This is a genomic window from Roseicella sp. DB1501 (assembly GCF_013112485.1).
Classification (GTDB): domain Bacteria; phylum Pseudomonadota; class Alphaproteobacteria; order Acetobacterales; family Acetobacteraceae; genus Paracraurococcus.
The window spans coordinates 1-15,335 of record NZ_JABFHG010000009.1 but is presented as its reverse complement, the minus strand read 5'-3'; the positions used below and the strand labels follow the sequence as shown (position 1 = coordinate 15,335).

At 71.7% G+C, this 15,335-nt stretch carries 12 protein-coding genes and 1 pseudogene; 3 read left to right on the top strand and 10 right to left on the bottom strand.

Annotated features, from left to right (window positions below; all coding sequences use genetic code 11):
* The first annotated feature begins 594 nt into the window (after nt 1-594).
* Complete coding sequence (locus HJG45_RS17770) at nt 595-843, top strand: hypothetical protein (RefSeq protein WP_171613460.1); 249 nt, start codon at nt 595-597, stop codon at nt 841-843.
* A 13-nt stretch (nt 844-856) separates the two neighbouring features.
* Here HJG45_RS17770 and HJG45_RS17765 read toward each other — a convergent pair whose 3' ends face one another.
* The 7 genes from HJG45_RS17765 to HJG45_RS17735 form a co-directional block, all read right to left on the bottom strand.
* Nucleotides 857-3,088 carry a CHASE3 domain-containing protein gene (locus tag HJG45_RS17765; protein ID WP_217362966.1) on the bottom strand — a complete coding sequence of 744 codons (2,232 nt, stop codon included), beginning with the start codon at nt 3,086-3,088 and terminating at the stop codon, nt 857-859.
* A gap of 94 nt (nt 3,089-3,182) precedes the next feature.
* Nucleotides 3,183-4,160: a tripartite tricarboxylate transporter substrate binding protein gene (locus HJG45_RS17760; protein WP_171613457.1), complete on the bottom strand. Its 978-nt coding sequence runs from the start codon at nt 4,158-4,160 to the stop codon at nt 3,183-3,185.
* Nucleotides 4,161-4,382: 222 nt separating this feature from the next.
* The gene (locus HJG45_RS17755) at nt 4,383-5,558 is read right to left on the bottom strand and encodes an acyl-CoA dehydrogenase (protein ID WP_171613455.1); all 1,176 of its coding nucleotides are present in this window, start codon (nt 5,556-5,558) and stop codon (nt 4,383-4,385) included.
* A gap of 55 nt (nt 5,559-5,613) precedes the next feature.
* Nucleotides 5,614-6,561, bottom strand: coding sequence for an LLM class flavin-dependent oxidoreductase (locus HJG45_RS17750; RefSeq protein WP_171613453.1), 948 nt, complete (start codon nt 6,559-6,561; stop codon nt 5,614-5,616).
* A 2-nt stretch (nt 6,562-6,563) separates the two neighbouring features.
* Nucleotides 6,564-7,403 (bottom strand): LLM class F420-dependent oxidoreductase, encoded by an 840-nt coding sequence (locus HJG45_RS17745; protein ID WP_171613451.1) that lies wholly within the window; start codon nt 7,401-7,403, stop codon nt 6,564-6,566.
* On the bottom strand, nt 7,400-8,476 hold the full coding sequence (locus HJG45_RS17740; protein WP_171613449.1) for an LLM class F420-dependent oxidoreductase: 1,077 nt from the start codon (nt 8,474-8,476) through the stop codon (nt 7,400-7,402). The genes HJG45_RS17745 and HJG45_RS17740 overlap by 4 nt, the downstream gene beginning before the upstream one ends.
* A 309-nt stretch (nt 8,477-8,785) precedes the next feature.
* Complete coding sequence (locus HJG45_RS17735) at nt 8,786-9,673, bottom strand: phytanoyl-CoA dioxygenase family protein (RefSeq protein ID WP_171613447.1); 888 nt, start codon at nt 9,671-9,673, stop codon at nt 8,786-8,788.
* Between the two features lie 454 nt (nt 9,674-10,127).
* Between HJG45_RS17735 and HJG45_RS17730 the strand changes: the two genes are divergently transcribed.
* Nucleotides 10,128-11,624, top strand: a complete 1,497-nt coding sequence (locus HJG45_RS17730) for a bifunctional diguanylate cyclase/phosphodiesterase (RefSeq protein ID WP_171613445.1) — start codon at nt 10,128-10,130, stop codon at nt 11,622-11,624.
* A 132-nt stretch (nt 11,625-11,756) separates the two neighbouring features.
* Nucleotides 11,757-12,707: pseudogene (locus HJG45_RS17725) on the top strand (IS701 family transposase).
* A gap of 72 nt (nt 12,708-12,779) precedes the next feature.
* On the opposite strand, the gene tnpC reads toward HJG45_RS17725, so the two are convergent.
* The 3 genes from tnpC to tnpA form a co-directional block, all read right to left on the bottom strand.
* Nucleotides 12,780-14,357: an IS66 family transposase gene (gene tnpC, locus HJG45_RS17720; protein WP_171613855.1), complete on the bottom strand. Its 1,578-nt coding sequence runs from the start codon at nt 14,355-14,357 to the stop codon at nt 12,780-12,782.
* Nucleotides 14,358-14,421: 64 nt separating this feature from the next.
* A complete protein-coding gene (gene tnpB / locus HJG45_RS17715) occupies nt 14,422-14,772 on the bottom strand; it encodes an IS66 family insertion sequence element accessory protein TnpB (protein ID WP_171613443.1) in 351 nt (116 codons plus the stop codon).
* The gene (gene tnpA, locus HJG45_RS17710) at nt 14,772-15,173 is read right to left on the bottom strand and encodes an IS66-like element accessory protein TnpA (RefSeq protein ID WP_368040630.1); all 402 of its coding nucleotides are present in this window, start codon (nt 15,171-15,173) and stop codon (nt 14,772-14,774) included. The genes tnpB and tnpA overlap by 1 nt, the downstream gene beginning before the upstream one ends.
* Nucleotides 15,174-15,335 lie beyond the last annotated feature (162 nt).

Here is a 15,335-nt window from a genome sequence, read left to right as displayed (position 1 = left end):
ATGCGGCGCCTGCACCAGGCCGGCGAGCGTCAGGGCGCCGAGCAGGGCGGCGAAGACGAGAAGGGTGCGGAGCGCCTGGGCGATCATCCTCGCCCCCCCGGCTGCCGGGCGGCGCCGGCGGGAAGGATATGGGCCAGAAGCGGGGCGGCCAGGAGCGGGCGGAGGCGGTCGGCCTCCGCGATCGGGCAGGCGATGGGCATGGCGGCTCCTGTGCACCGCGGCGCGGCCGCGAGGTCGGGCTGGACGGATGGACGGTTCGGACATCGAACCGGGCTTCGGGACCACGCGGCGGCGAGCCGGTGCCGGCATGGGCGCGGCGGACCCCCTTCCGGTCCTCTCCCGCACCTCCTGCTTTTCCCACCTGCCGGGCGGGAAAATGCGCTGCGACGAAGGGCAGGCTGCTCAATCACGCATCCGCTGTCAAGAATTACGGGCCCGTAGGGCGTCTATGCACGCATGACGACCGTAGAAAATTCCCGGGGCGACGAAGGCGGTGATCGCCCGCCGGTCCCGCTGGAAACTTAGTTCATGTTATGTTCTAGTCCGGCCATGGCAGACGCTCCCCTTCCGCCGGGCTCCGGCCCCCTTCCGGAGGTGCCGCCACATCTGCGCGGCGCCGCCTGCCGCTATCGTCAGCTGCTGGCCCGCGGCCGCGATGCCGAGACCGCCTTCGCCGAGCTGGTGGCGCATCTCGTGATCCTGCGGCCGGGCCTGCCGCGGGTGCTGGCGCAGGAGCAGGCCGAGGCGGTGGTCGCGGCGCTTGGCCCCGCCGCGCGCGCCGCGCCGGCGCCGCCGCGCCGGCTGCTGCTGACCCTGGCGCAGCCGGCCTCCGTGTCGGATTAGGTCAAGCAGTTCGTCATCCGCCCGGCGGCGCCGCCGGCGTGGCAACGCCCTGCGCCTGGCCCGATGCCGGCTGGCCCAGCACCTCGGCGATCTTCAGGGCGAGCTGCTCGCGGGTGAAGGGCTTGCCGATGAGGTGCACGCCATCGTCCAGCCGGCCGTGATGCACGATGGCGTTCTCGGTGTAGCCGGACATGAACAGCACCCGCAGGCCGGGGCGAAGCGGCGCCAGGCGCCGGGCCGCCTCGTTGCCCTTCATGCCGCCGGACAACACGATATCGGCGAGCAGCAGGTCGACCGACGCGCCCGCCTCCACCAGCCGCAGGGCCTCCGCCCCGTCACCCGCCTCCTGCACGCGGTAGCCGAGCTCGCGCAGCATCGCGGCGGTCACCTCGCGCACCTTGGCGTCGTCCTCGAGCAGCAGCACCGCGGCATCGCCGCTCGGGAGCGCCGCCGGCGCGACGGGGCGCAGCCCGCCGGTCGCGCCGGCGAGGGCGCGCGGCAGGTAAATCCGCACCGTCGTGCCCTCGCCCGGCTCGGAATAGACCTTCACATGGCCGCCCGACTGCTTGACGAAGCCGAAGACCATGGCGAGGCCGAGCCCGGTGCCCTTGCCTGGCTCCTTGGTGGTGAAGAAGGGCTCGAAGACCCGCTCCAGCACCTCGGGCGGCATGCCGGTGCCGGTGTCGGAGACGGCAAGCATCACGTAGTCGCCCGGCGTCACCTCGACATGCCGGGCGGCGTAGTCGGCATCCAGCACCTTGTTCGCCACCTCGATCGTCAGCCGGCCGCCCTCGGGCATGGCGTCGCGGGCGTTCAGCGCCAGGTTCAGCAGCGCGCTTTCCATCTGCGTCGCATCCGCCATGGCGGGCCAGAGGCCGGCGGCATCGACCACCCGCACCTCGATATGCGAGCCGAGCGTCCGCCGCAGCAGGTTCGCCATGTCCGGCAGCAGGGCCGAGACGTCGATGGGCGCCGGCGCCAGGGGCTGCTTGCGCGCGAAGGCGAGGAGCTGCTGCGTCAGCGAGGCGCCGCGCCGCGCGCCCCAGATCGCCCGGTCGATCCGCACCAGCAGGGGGCTGCCGGGATCGAGCTTCGGCCGGATGAGCTCGAGATTGCCGAGGATGACGGCGAGCAGGTTGTTGAAGTCGTGCGCGATGCCGCCGGTGAGCTGACCCATCGCATGCATGCGCTGCGCGTCGCGGGCGGTGGCGGCGGCCCGCACGCGTTCGGTGATGTCGGTCATGGTCAGGACGAAGCCGCCATCCGGCATCGGCGTGCGGTGCAATTCGAGGCTGCGGCCATCCGTGGCGCGATGCCGCTCATAGACCACTGGCTCGCGCGGCGAGCGGCCGCCCCGTCCGTGCCGGATCTGCGCCTCGGTCTCGAGGAAGGCATCGGTCCGCGCGGCAGCGGCGGCGCGGCCGGCGATATCGGCATAGGGCTGGCCGTGCCGCAGGTCCGTCTCGGCCAGGGCGAGCAGCACCGGGAAGCAGGCATTCCAGCGCTGCAGCCGGCCCTCGGCATCGAAGACGCCGATGCCCTGACTGATGCTGTCGAGCGAGGTGGTGAGCTGCTGCGCCAGGCGGCGCTGCGCCGCCTCCGCCGCCATGAGGCGTTTGCGCGCCAGCCCCAGCATGCGGCCGGCCAGCAGCAGCAGGGCGATCGACAGCACGGTGCCGACCGCCGCCAGCCAGCGCGCCCGCCTCTGCGTGGCCTCGGCATCGGCGATGCGCTGCCCGAGCAGCTGGTTCTCCTCGGCCTCCAGCCCGTCGAGCATCGTCTCGATGCTCCGCATCAGGGTGCGGCCGAGATCGGCCTGCATGAGCTGCTGCGCCGCCTCCAGGCCGAGGTCGCGGCGGAGCCGGATGGCCTGCGCCATCTCCTCCAGCTTGCGCTGGATGGTGGCGGCGAGCGCCAGCATCCGCTCCTGCTGCACCGGGTTGTCGGCGGTCAGGCGGCGCAGGTCGCCCTGCAGCAGGGTGATCTGGCCCAGCGCATCCTCATAGGGCCGCAGGTAATCCTCGCGCCCGGTGAGGAGGAAGCCGCGCTGCCCGGTCTCCGCCTCCCGCACCAGCAGTTGCAGCCGGCGCGAGGCGTCAAGCACCTCATAGGTGTGCTGAATCCAGCCGGCGGCGGCGCGGCCGCTGTCGAATTCCCGCCACAGCATCGCACCGACGATCCCGACCAGCCCTGCCATGGAAGCGAGCGCGATACCATGCGCGCGGGGCGTGAGCTTTGCAGGCAAGTCGGTTCCCTCGGCCGTCGGTAGCGGCCATAAAAAACCATATGACATGCCCGGCGGCGAGCCCGCATCGCGCCCGTCCCGCGGAAGGGGCGGCTCAGCCGCGCTTGCGGACCATGCCGGCGGCGGCGAGCGCGGCCTCGACGCCCGGCCGCACCTCCTGCATCACCGCCAGGGCCTCGGCCCGCGGCAAGGGGCGGGGCGCGATGCTTGCCGCCTCCTGCCGGGCGATCACCTCCGGGTCGCGCGCCGCGGCGAGCAGCGCCGCCTCCAGCCGGTCCCGGATGGCGGGCGGCAGCCCGGCCGGCCCGGCCCAGATGATGAGCTGGCGCGTCGCTGTCTGGTAGCCCTGCTCGATCAGCGTCGGCACATCGGGGAATTCCGGCCAGCGATCGATGCTGGCGCTGGCCAGCATGCGGACATTGCCGCCCTTCGCCAGGCCGATCATCTCCGAGGTGCCGGTATAGCTGTCGATATGCCCGCCCGCGACCTGGGTGCCGGCCTCGGCGATGCTCGGGATCTGCACGTAGGTCATCTGCAGGCCGGCGAGGCGCTGCAGGTCGAAGAAGCTGACGGCCGAGCCCGGATTGGTGCTGGCGATGGCGAGCGGCCGCTTGCGGCTCTCGGCGATGAAGTCGGCCAGCGTCCGGACATGCGGCAGGGAGGGGCCGACCGGGATGCCGATGCGCAACTCCGAGGTGACGCCGAGGAAGTCGAAGCTCTCCCAGGGCTTGTAGGGCAGGTCCATGGTGAGCGGCGCAACAACGAGGGCGGAGAAGCCGACCAGGCCGAAGGTATAGCCATCGGGCTTCGCCTGGGCGATGCGCGTCGGGCCGAGCGTGCCGCCGGCGCCCGGCGTGTTGCGCACCACGACCGAGACGCCGAGCGTCTTCTCCATATGCGCGGCGATCGCCCGGGCGACGAGATCGGTGCCGCCGCCGGGGCCGAAACCGGTGACGAGCTGCAACTCGCGGTTCGGCCAGCCCGCCGTGCCAGCGCCCACCCCTTGGGCCGCGGCATGCCGGATGGCGGGCGCGGCGAGCGTCAGGCTGCCGAGCAGGGCTCTGCGGTGCATGGATGGTCCTCCCCTGCGCCAGATCGTGCCTGGCCTCATTGCTTCGCCGGCATCGTGCTGGGCGACGCGACCGGGCGTCAATCCGTGGTGCGGCTCCTATCGATGGCCCTCAGGCGCCGGGCGCAATCCTCCGCTTCGCTTGGCTGCGCGACATAAGTCGCGGGGCCCGTTCGAGGCCTTGGACCGGTCAGGCAACCGGTCCACCATGATCCTCCGTCACCATCAAAGAAAGCCGGGCGGCGCGCGGCCGAGCAGCACCTGGCCGGCGGCGGCGAAATGCGCGCTGCGCGCCTGGATCTGCTGCGACAGGGTGTGCAGGTCGCGGAAGCGCCGCTCGAAGGGGCTGCCGGGACGGATCGCGTCGGTCCCGGCGGCGCGATAGGCGGCATCGCCGACCGTGATCGCCACCTGGATGGCATGGGCGCAACCGAGCCTGAGCCGCGCCCGCGCCTCGACCGGCAGGGGCGCGTCCGGCCGGGCGGCCGCCTGCATCTCGCCGAGCATCTCGAGCAGCCAGGCGCGCGCGGCGCCGAGCTGCGCCGTGGCCCGCGCCACCTCGGCCTGCACCAGCGCGTCCTCGGCCAGCAGCGACTGGCCGCGCGGCGCCTTGCCGGTGGCCAGCGCCATGAAGGCGCGCAGCATCGCCCCGGCCGTGCCGAGCGCGACGCCGCTGGCGCCGACCGCATAGAGGCCCTGATGCGTGAAGGCGTAGAGCGGTCCCCTCTCGCGCCGCCTCTCCGGCTCCTCGCGGCTGCCGCTGAAGCGCTCCGGGACGAAGACATCCTCCACCGCATAGGAGTCCGAGCCGGTGCCGCGCAGCCCGATGGCGTCCCAGCTCTCGATCAGCCGCGCCTCGGCGGCCGGGAAGAGCAGCGTGCGGATCGCCGGCCGGCCGAGCGCATTCAGGCGCAGGCTGCCATCCGCCTCGCGCACCGGGCAGTGCACGCCCATCCAGCTCGCCATGCGGCAGCCGCTGGCGAAGTCGAAGCGGCCGGAGACGCGGTAGCCGCCCGGCACCGCCGCGGCCACCGTCCCGTTCGGCGGCCCCCAGGCGATGACGGCACGCGGATCGGCGAAGATCGCCGCCGCGGCGTCAGGCTCCAGCATCGCCGCGATCAGCGTGGCGCTGTTGGCGACATAGGTGTTCCAGGCGACCGAGGCGTCGTGCTCGGCCAGCGCGATGATGGCGCGCAGATAGGTGCCGGGATCGACCTCCTCGCCGGCGGCCGAGCGCGGCAGCAGCAGGCGCAGCAGCCGCGCGCGATGCAGCGCCTCGACCAGCTCGGGCGGGAAGCGGCGACTTGCCTCGATGCCGGGCGCCGAGGCCGCGATCAGCGGGCCGAGCGCCTGCGCAGCGGCCACCGGGTCGGCAGCGCCGGCGCTGTCCGGGTGATCCATGCAGGCCCCCCGATACCGTGTCTCGCCGGCATTGCGGGGCAGCCCCCGCCGCCTGTCAATGCGAGGCGGGAGGCTGAGGGGGAGGCAGCCCGCCGAGGCGCGGCAGCACCTGCTCCAGCAGCAACCGGGTCTGCGCCAGCGGCGCCTCGTCGCCGCTGCCGACCGGGCGCAGGATGAACTTGCTCACCCCGGCCCCGGCATAGGCGGCGATGCGGGCGAGGATCTCCTCGGCGCCGCCGGCGACGATGCCGCGCCCCGGGTCGCGGCCGGTGCGAGCGCGATAGGCGGCCATGGCCTGCTGCACCGGCGCCTCCTCCGGCTGGCCGAACCAGAAGGCGAAGCCGGCGCCGTAATGATCCTCGTCGATCCGCCGGCCGAGCGCCGCGGTCTCCCGCCGGATGGCGGCGATGACCTCGGCCGCCTCCTCCGGCGTCTCGCCGCCGGCCTGCCAGCCGGTGCCGAAGCGCGCGGTGCGGCGGATCGCCGCCGGGGAGCTGCCGCCGATCCAGACCGGCAGCGCCGCCTGCACCGGGCGCGGCGCGATGCTGGCCGCCGTCAGGCGCAGGTGCCGGCCCGCGAAATCGACCCGCTCCTCCCGCCAGAGCCGGGTGATGACCTCGAGCGCCTCGTCGGTGCGCCGGCCGCGCGTCGCCGTGTCGATGCCCATCGCCGCCCATTCCGGGGCCAGCGGGCTGCCGATGCCGAAGGCGGGCAGCAGCCGCCCGTCGGAGAGCACGTCGATGGTGGCGCATTGCTTGGCCACCAGCACCGGGTCCCGCTGCGCGAGGGAGAGCACGTTCATGCCGAATTTCAGCCGCCGCGTGCGGCCCGCGACGGCAGCCAGCATGGTCAGGCATTCGAGCACCGGGGCACGGCTGATCAGCCGGTCGGTCTGCCAGAGCGAATCCGCCCCCGCCTGCTCGCAGAGATCGACCCAGCGCCAGAACCCCGCCGCGCTGGCGAAGGGGTATTCCATCAGGCCGAGGCCAATCGCCAGCCCCATGCTCAACCCCGCGCCAGCGGCGCCAGCTCGTCGAGGCGGCGGAGGATGCCGTCGCGGTCGAGATCCGGCACCTCGAGCAGCACGCGGTCGATGCCGGCCTCGCGGTAGGGGGCGAGCGCCGCGGCCTCGGGCGGGGCGCGGAAGACGGTGATGGAGAGCGTCTTCGGGTCGCGCCCGGCCGCCCTCGCCGCCGCGTCCAGCCGGCGCCGCGCCTCGGCGGGCTCGAAGCCGGCGCCGGCGCGGGGGAACCAGCCGGTGCAGAACTCCACCACGCGCTTCAGCGTGTGGTCGGTCTCGCCGCCGAGCAGCACCGGCGGATGCGGGCGCTGCAATGGCTTCGGATGCAGCCAGGAGGGTTCGATCTTCACGAACTCGCCCTCGAATCCCGCCACCTCCTGCGTCCAGAGTGCCTGCATCGCCAGCACGCGCTCGCGCATCAGGCGGAAGCGTGTCGGGTAGCGGGCGCCGTGATCCTCCATCTCCTCGACATTCCAGCCGCCGCCGATGCCGAATTCGAAGCGGCCGCCGGAGAGCCGGTCGAGGCTGGCGACGGATTTCGCGGTGATGATCGGGTCGCGCTGCGGCACCAGGCAGACGCCGGTGCCGAGCCGCAGGCACTGCGTCCGGGCGGCGGCGAAGGACAGGGCGACGAAGGGGTCGTGGGTGTGGATGTAGCGCTTCGGCAGCTCGCCACCGCCCGGGAAGGGCGAGCGGCGGCTGACCGGGATATGCGTGTGCTCGCAGACGAAGAGCGAGTCGAAGCCGCGCTCCTCCAGCGCCGCGCCGAGCTCGCCGGGATCGATGCCGTAATCGGTCGGGAAGTAGAAGACGCCGGTCTTCATGCCCGGCCCTCCGCCACAGGGGCACCGTTCAGCCCGGCCGCCTGAGCCATCACCTCCACCGCCTCGGGCTGGCGGGAGCGCACGGTCAGCGCATCCGCCCCGGCCTCCGCCCAGGCGCGGTAGCGCTCGCGGATGCGGACCGGCGGGCCGACCAGGGATTTCTGGTCCACCCAGTCATCCGGCACGGCGGCGATCGCCTCCTCCTTCCGGCCGGCGAGGTAGAGCTCCTGCACCCGCTCCGCCGCATCGCCGAAGCCGCGGCGGATCATCATGTCCTTGTGGAAATTCTTGTCGCGATGCCCCATGCCGCCGACATAGAGCGCGACCTCGGGCTTCAGCCGCTGCAGCGCGGCGCCGACATCCTCGGCGACCTCGACATGCACCGAGGCCTGGATGGTGAAGTCGGCGCGGCTCTTGCGGCGGCCGGTCGCCGCCTCGGCACGGCGGAAGCCCTCCTCCAGCCAGGGCAGGTATTCCGGCAGGGAGCCGGGGACGAAGCCGAGCGCCAGCCAGCCATCGGCGATCTCGGCGGTCAGCTTCACCGTCGCCTCGTTGCCGGTGCCGAGATAGATCGGGATGTCGGGATTCATGTGCAGGATGGATTTCAACGGCTTGCCGACGCCGAGCGCGCCCTCGCCGGTATAGGGCAGGCTGATCTCCCTCCCCGCATGCGTCACCGGCGCCTCGCGCCGGAAGATCTTGCGCATGATCGCCACATAGTCCTTCAGCCGGTAATAGGGCCGGCCCCAGGGCTCGCCATACCAGCCCTCGACGATCTGCGGCCCGGAGACGCCGAGCCCGGCGATGAAGCGGCCGCCGCCGGCCAGCGCATCGACGGTGGCGGCGCACATCGCGGCATTGGCTGGGCTCCGCGCCGCAAGCTGCATGATGCCGGTGCCGAGGCGGATGCGCTGCGTCTTGCCGGCGAGATAGGCGAGCGGCGACACCGCATCGGTGCCATAGGCCTCGGCGGTCCAGACCGTGTCGTAGCCCAGCGCCTCGGCACGCTGCACCAGCTCGACGGGCAAGTTGAATTGCGCGCCCGAATAGCCGAGTGCGAGGCCTAGCTTCATGGTGTTCCGCCCCCCGGGATTGCCTGGGCCGCGCCACGGGCGGCCTTGTCCGTGGCGAGCCTGTCGCAGCCTCGCGGGCTTGGCAAATCCCGCGGGCGAACCCGGCGGGCGGGACGCTGTTGCAGCCATGATAGGCCCGGCCGCGCTGCGCCCCGGGACCGATTTCCCTCCCCCCCCCGACAGACGGGACGCCCGCAATTGCAATGGCCGGCAGGCTTGGCGCCTACCGGCCACTGGCCGCAGCAGTCTTTTCCGCTCAGATGGTCGCCCGGCGATGCCCGCCGGCCTGGTGGTCCTTGTCCCTCCGCCTCAGTGCGAGCCGGGCTTCATGGTCAGGTTGCTGATGCCGTAAGAGACTTCGAGGATGAGGCGCCGGCCGCTCTGCACGCGCGTGCCGGTGTGGTAGCCGAAGGGATCCTCGGCGAAGCCCGACCCCGCCGGGCCGGTCAGCGTCTGGATCGCGCGGGTGCCGTAGACCTTGGTGATCTCCTCGTCGCTGCGGCCCACGAACATGGAGAACTGGTGCGAGAGGGGCCGCCGCGCATGGCTGCCGCGCACGAAGCGGTGCGGGCCGGCCTCCATGCCGACATCGGTGATGTAGAAGAAGAACTTCAGCTGCTTCCAGTCGTCCAGATCGAAGTGGAAGGCATCCTGCGAGGCGATGGCCAGCTCCGCCTGGTCGGGCGTGCTGGTCGGGAAGCTCCACCAGAGGCGGGTGTCGAGCAGGGTCGGCGCGGCGCGGAAATAGCCGGTGGCGACCGAGTGCAGCCAGCGGTTCTGCGCCACCTCGCGGACCGCCGGGCAGTCGAGGGTCCGGTCGAGGAAATGCGCGACAAGGATGCGGCGGTCATAGCGCCTCTCCGCCGCATCGTGCTCGGCGGCGAGGAAGGGCTGCCGGCGGTCGAGATTGCCGTAGCAGGGCGTGGTTTCGGCGAAGTCACGGATGGCCGCCACGGTGGTCTTCGGCAAGGTCAGCCCGGTGCAGATGCCGGCATCCCGCAACTCGCGCACCGCCTCAGAGATCTTCATGCGCGACAGCGCATCCGAGGTCGTTTCCGGGATGGCCCGCGCCGGCTTGGTGATGGAGGCGATGCCGCGCGCCACGTCGCGTGCCGGCACGAAGCGGCCAAGCAACAGGATGGCGGCCCAGCGCGGATGCCGGCGGATGTCGGAAATATAGGACGGCAGCCGCTGCATCAGGCGAGCCGCAGCTCCGAAACTCGAGCTCTGCCCTGCCTCACTGATGACCATTCTAAGCTCCATGCATGCTGCGGATTTGGCGACGTACGCGTTGCGCGGCCATGCCACGAGCTAGATTTAGTACTGCAATTTATACAGTTACGAATAGATAACCTCCTTCAAGTTTCCGTTTCTATTGCAATGGAATGCATATATTATTAGTTGCATTCAAAATAGGAAACCACACTTTTCGATAAGAATCCGCAACCATAAGAACAATGCGATAATTGAATTTACCAAGCAAATGATTGCGGCCCGGCCAATCCTCCGCAGCAGCCGCTCGCGCTTGCCCGCCGCCTTGGCCAGCCCGGGCCGCGTGGGGCCGCCCACGGCGAATTCGGGCGGCGGCTCGCTAGGCGTTTCTCAACCACTCGGGCCGCACCCTGCTGCCATCGTGCGGAAAACAGCGCCCATGCCCTCAAGCATCGCCTCCACGCCGCCGGCCTGGCATCGCTACGGCATGCGCGCCCTCGCGGCGGCCACCGTCGCGGGGCTGGCCTGCGGCCTGCTGGGCGGCGCTGGCCTCATCGGTGCCCCAGTCCCGGCCCTGGCCGGTGCCGCCGGCCTCTTCCTCGTCGCCGGGCTCCTCGCCTGGCCCGCGCCGCGCAAGGTGGCCAGGCCCTCGGCCAACCAATTCACGGAACTGGCCGATGCCGAGCTGCTCCGCGCCGAGCTGGCGGAGAGGCTGGCCATGGCGCAGCCCGACCGGCCCGCCGCGGTCATCACGCTGGAGCTGGACGGCTTCGCCGCGATCCGCGACACGCTGGGGCAGGACGGGCTCAATGCGCTGGTCTGCGAGGCCGCGGGCCGCCTGCGCGCCGCCGCCCGCGGCGAGGACATGGTCGCCCGCACCGGCCTCGCCGAATTCGTCGTGCTGCAGCGGGACGGGCTGCAGCCCGAGGCGGCGGCGCGCTTCGCCGGCCGCCTGGTGCATGAGCTCTCCCGCCCCTATGCGCTCGACGGCCGGCCGCTGATCTGCGGCGCGGTCGCCGGCATCGCGGTCGCCGGCCCGGGCTTGGCGATGGAGGCGCTGCTCGCCCAGTCCGCCATGGCCCTGGAGCGTGCGCGCGCCGATGGCCAGGGCACCGCCCGCTTCTTCGAGGCGGGGATGGACACCGCCCTCAGTGCCCGCCATTCGCTGGAAGGCGCACTGCGCCAGGCGGCGGCGGCCGAGGAATTCCAGCTTTACTACCAGCCGGTCTTCGACCTGCGCAGCCGCCGCCTCCTCGGCTTCGAGGCGCTGCTGCGCTGGAGCCATCCGGAGCGTGGCGTGGTCTCGCCGGCGGAGTTCGTCCCGTTGCTGGAGGAGACGGGCCTCATCCTGCCGGTCGGGGCCTGGGTGCTGCGCAAGGCCTGCCAGGAGGCGGCGCGCTGGCCGGCGCCGATCGGCGTCGCGGTCAATCTCTCGCCGGCGCAGTTCCGCCGGGACGAGGTGCTCGATGCCGTCCGCACCGCGCTGGCCGAGAGCGGCTTAACGCCTGGCCGGCTGACGCTCGAGATCACCGAGGGGCTGCTGCTCGAGCATACCGAGGCGGTGCTGACCACGCTCGAGCAGCTGCATGCGCTCGGCGTCGAGATCGCGCTCGACGATTTCGGCAGCGGCTATTCGAGCCTCGCCTATCTCTGGCGCTTCCGCTTCGACACGCTGAAGATCGATCGCGCCTTCGTGCAGGAGCTGCGGCGCGACGGCAAGGCGGCGGCGATCATCGAATCCATCATCGGCCTCGGCCACAGCCTCGACCTCCGCATCACCGCTGAGGGTGTGGAGACGGAGGAGCAGCTCATCGCCCTCTCCGGCGTCGGCTGCGACGAGGTGCAGGGCTACCTGCTCGGCCGCCCCATGCCCTCGGCCGAGGCGGCGCTGCTGGCCGAGGCGACCAGGCGCCCCGCCACCCGCAGCGCCGCCTAGCACTACCTGGGCACTTCGAGTCAGGCCCTGCAACCTCCATCTGCTCGCTGACGGATGGTGTGAGAGGTGGTGATGGCGGGAGCCGTTGGCATCAGAAGCGATCTCGATTGGTAGCTGAAGCCGTTTCTGGAGGTGCTCGGGCACAAGAGGCGGCGGAGCTGGGCACCGCTGTACCTGCGCGGTGTGCTGGGCCCGAGCGAGCGCAAGAGCCTGCAGCCGATGGTGGCCAGCCTGGAGCTGTCGGGCCATGATCAGCTGCAGCACTTCATCGCCAGCCCGGCCTGGGATGACGCGCCGTGCTGGCGGAGCAGACGGATCGGCTGGTGGGTGGGCCGGCGGTGGCGCTGGTGATCTGATGACACGGCGCTGCCGAAGAAGGGCACGCTCTCGGTGGGCGTGGCGCGGCAGTACTGCGGCCAGGTGGGCAAGCGGGCGAGCTGTCAGGCGCTGGTCTCGCTGACCCTGGCCGGGCGGGAGGTGCCCGTCCCTGTGGGGCTGCGGCTGTTCCTGCCAGAGGAGTGGACCCGCGATCCCGAGCGCTGCGCGGCGGCTGGCGTGCCGGCGGGTGAGGTGGTGGCCCGAGCCAAGGGCGAGATCGCGCTGGCCGCGTTGGACCGGCTCATCGCCGCCGGCGTGCGCTTCGGCGTCGTGCTGGCCGATGCCGGCTACGGGGCGAGTGCCGCCTTCCGCCGAGAGCTGAGCAAGCGTGGCCTGACCTGGGCGGTGGGCATCCCGCGCAACCAGAAGGTCTATGCCGCCGATGTCCGGCTGGTCCCACCCACAGGTCGCAGGCGGCGCCCGGTGCCGGACCAGGAGCCCCGGGAGGCCGAGGCGGTGCTGGCCGACCTGCCGTGGCGGCGGACGCTGTCTGGCATCTGGGAAGTGATACTGACCGCGCTGGCCGAGGCCGATCCGGATGCTGCCACGTTGCAGATGATCGACAGCACCACGGTCCGCACGCATCAGTGCGCGGCTGGCGCAAAAGGGGGGCTCATCGCCAGGGTCTTAGCCGTTCGCGTGGTGGCTTCACGACCAAGCTCCATGCCGACACCAACGCGGACGGCTGGCCGCTCGGCCTGCTGATCACTCCGGGCGAAACCCACGATGCCAAGTAAGCGTTCACCGACGGCTGCGGTTGTGGCGGCTTGACGCGGCTCAGATCGTGTTGGGCCGCAGGTGCCAGGGAGCGAGATCACCGATGCGGTTGATGGGGTGGTCGGCGATGTGGTCGAGCAGTACGCGCAGGTAGGCCTGCGGATCCCAGTCGTTCAGCTCGGCGGTGCCGACGAGGGTGTAGATGATCGCGGCGCGCCTGCCGCCCTCCAGTGACCCGGCGAACAGGTAGTTCTTCCGGCCGAGGGCGAGCGGGCGCATCTGCCGCTCCGCAGCGTTGTTGCTGAGGCAGGCGCGGCCGTCGCGCAGGACCAGGGTCAGTGCGGTCCACTGCGCCAGCGTATAGCGGATAGCCTTGGCCAGGTCGGACTTGCCGGAGATCCGCCGCAGCGTCGCCTCCAGCCAGGCGTGCAGTTCGGCCATGATCGGCGCCGAGCGGGCCTGGCGGGCCGCGAGGCGCACCTCCGGCGGCTGGCCATGAATCTCGGCCTCGATGGCGAACAGCGGCCCCATGCGCTCGATCGCCTCGCGCGCCAGCGGGCTGCCGTTCGCCAGCAACTCGTCGTGGAAGTAGCGCCGCGCGTGCGTCCAGCACGCCGCCTCGACCACGCGGCCGCCCTCGTAGAGCGCGTTGAACCCGGAATAGGCGTCGGCCTGCAGGATGCCCCGGAAGTCGCGCAGGCGCCGCTGCGGGTGCTCGCCCTTCCGATCGGGCGTGAACTCGTAGAGCACCGCGGGTGGGTCGGTCCCGCCGAATGGTCGATCGTCGCGGAGATAGGCCCAGAACCGTGCCGCCTGAGTCCTGCCGCGGCCCGGCGAGAGCATCGGCATCGGCGTGTCATCCGCATGGACCCGCGGCCCTGCCAGGGCGTGGCGCCCGATGAACGCCGCCATCGGCTCGGCCAGCGCAGCCGATCTGCCGACCCAGCCCGCCAGCAGCCCGCGCGGCAGGTCCAGCCCGTCGCGGGCGTAGATCTCCGACTGGCGGTAGGGGGGCAGGTGGTCGCAGTACTTCGAGACCAGCACATGCGCCAGCAGCCCAGGACCTGGCCTGCCACGCTCGATCGGCAGCGAGGGCATCGGCGCCTGCGTCATTGCCTCGCAGGCCCGGCAGGAGAACGCGGGCCGGACATGGCGCACCACCTCGAACCTGCCGGGGCGGTACTCCAGGACCTCAGTGACGCTCTCGCCCACCTTACGCAGCGCGCCGCCGCAGGCGCGGCAGGTGCAGCCCTCAGCGGGCAGGTGCTCGACGTCGCGCCGTGGCAGGCCGTCAGGCAGCGGCTTGCGGCCGCGGCGCCGCGCCTTCTCCGGCACCACCGCGCCCGCGCCCGCACCCGCGGCCTCGTTCTCGGCCGCCTCCACGCCGCCCGTGGCGGCGATGTCGGCCAGCACCTCGTCGAACCGCAGCTCAAGCTGCTCAACCTCGCCCGCCAAGCGTTCGGACGAGCGCCCGAACCGCTCATGTCGGAGGCGCGCGATCTGCACCCGCAGCCGCTCCGCCTCGAGCGTCTTGGCCTGCAGGCCAAGCTCCGCAGCGTGGTGCGCCGCGCGCTCCCCGGCCAACTCCTCGCGCAACGCCGCGATCATCGCTGCCAGGGCGGCGGGATCTTCCGGCATTGTACTGTCGGGATGCGGCGTCACCCTGGAATCGTCCCAGACACCGCCGCGTCGGCGCAAGGGCCTATACCGCGACCTCGGGTTTCCAGCTCGGCGTCGGCGTGCGCCAGTCCAGGCCTTCCAGCAGCATCGCCAGCTGCGCCGTCGTCAGCGTCACCGCACCCTCGCGCGCGATCGTCGGCCAGATGAACCGGCCCTTCTCAAGGCGCTTGGCCAGCAGCACCAGGCCCTGGCCATCCCACCAGAGCGCCTTCAGCAGGTCGCCGCGCTTGCCGCGAAACAGGAACAGGTGGCCGGAGAACGGGTCAGCCTTCAGCACCGTCTGCACCTGCGCCGCCAAGCCGTCGAACCCCTTGCGCATGTCCGTCGTGCCGAGCGCAAGGTGCACACGCACCCCAGCATGCAGCGCCAGCATCAAGCCTCCAGCGCCGCCGCCAGCCGCCCCAATACCTCTGGCCGGATCGCCTCTGATACTCGCAGCACCCGGCCGTTCGACAGCACCACCTCCACCATTGCCGCCGACTTGCTCGGTCGCTCGGCAGACCCGTGCGCCAACGGTGGCGGGCGCGGCGCCTCCTTCTGTGGCGCGTCGTCCACAAGACGGACCGGCACCAGCGCCGGGGCCGCCTCGGCGCGCACCACGCCCGGCATCACTCCCTCGCGCACCTGGCGCCGCCATTCGAACAGAAGGCTTCGACTCATGCCATGCCGGTCGGCCACCGCCGCGACCGAAACACCGGGCCGCGACACCTCTTCCACCAGCGCCAGCTTCTGCTCGGGCGTCCAGCGCCGACGCCGCGCCACCACGCTGATCACCTCGCCCAACCGACCGTCCGGCAACGACCTTACCCCTAGAGCGCGTCTGCCTTAATTCGGTTCATAGCCTGCGGCGGCGAAGTAGTTGGCGCATTCGGTTGGCGTGAAGGCGCTGAGGAGTGACGCGAGGGCGTCCCAGAGGGCGTCGATGGTGCGCTCGGC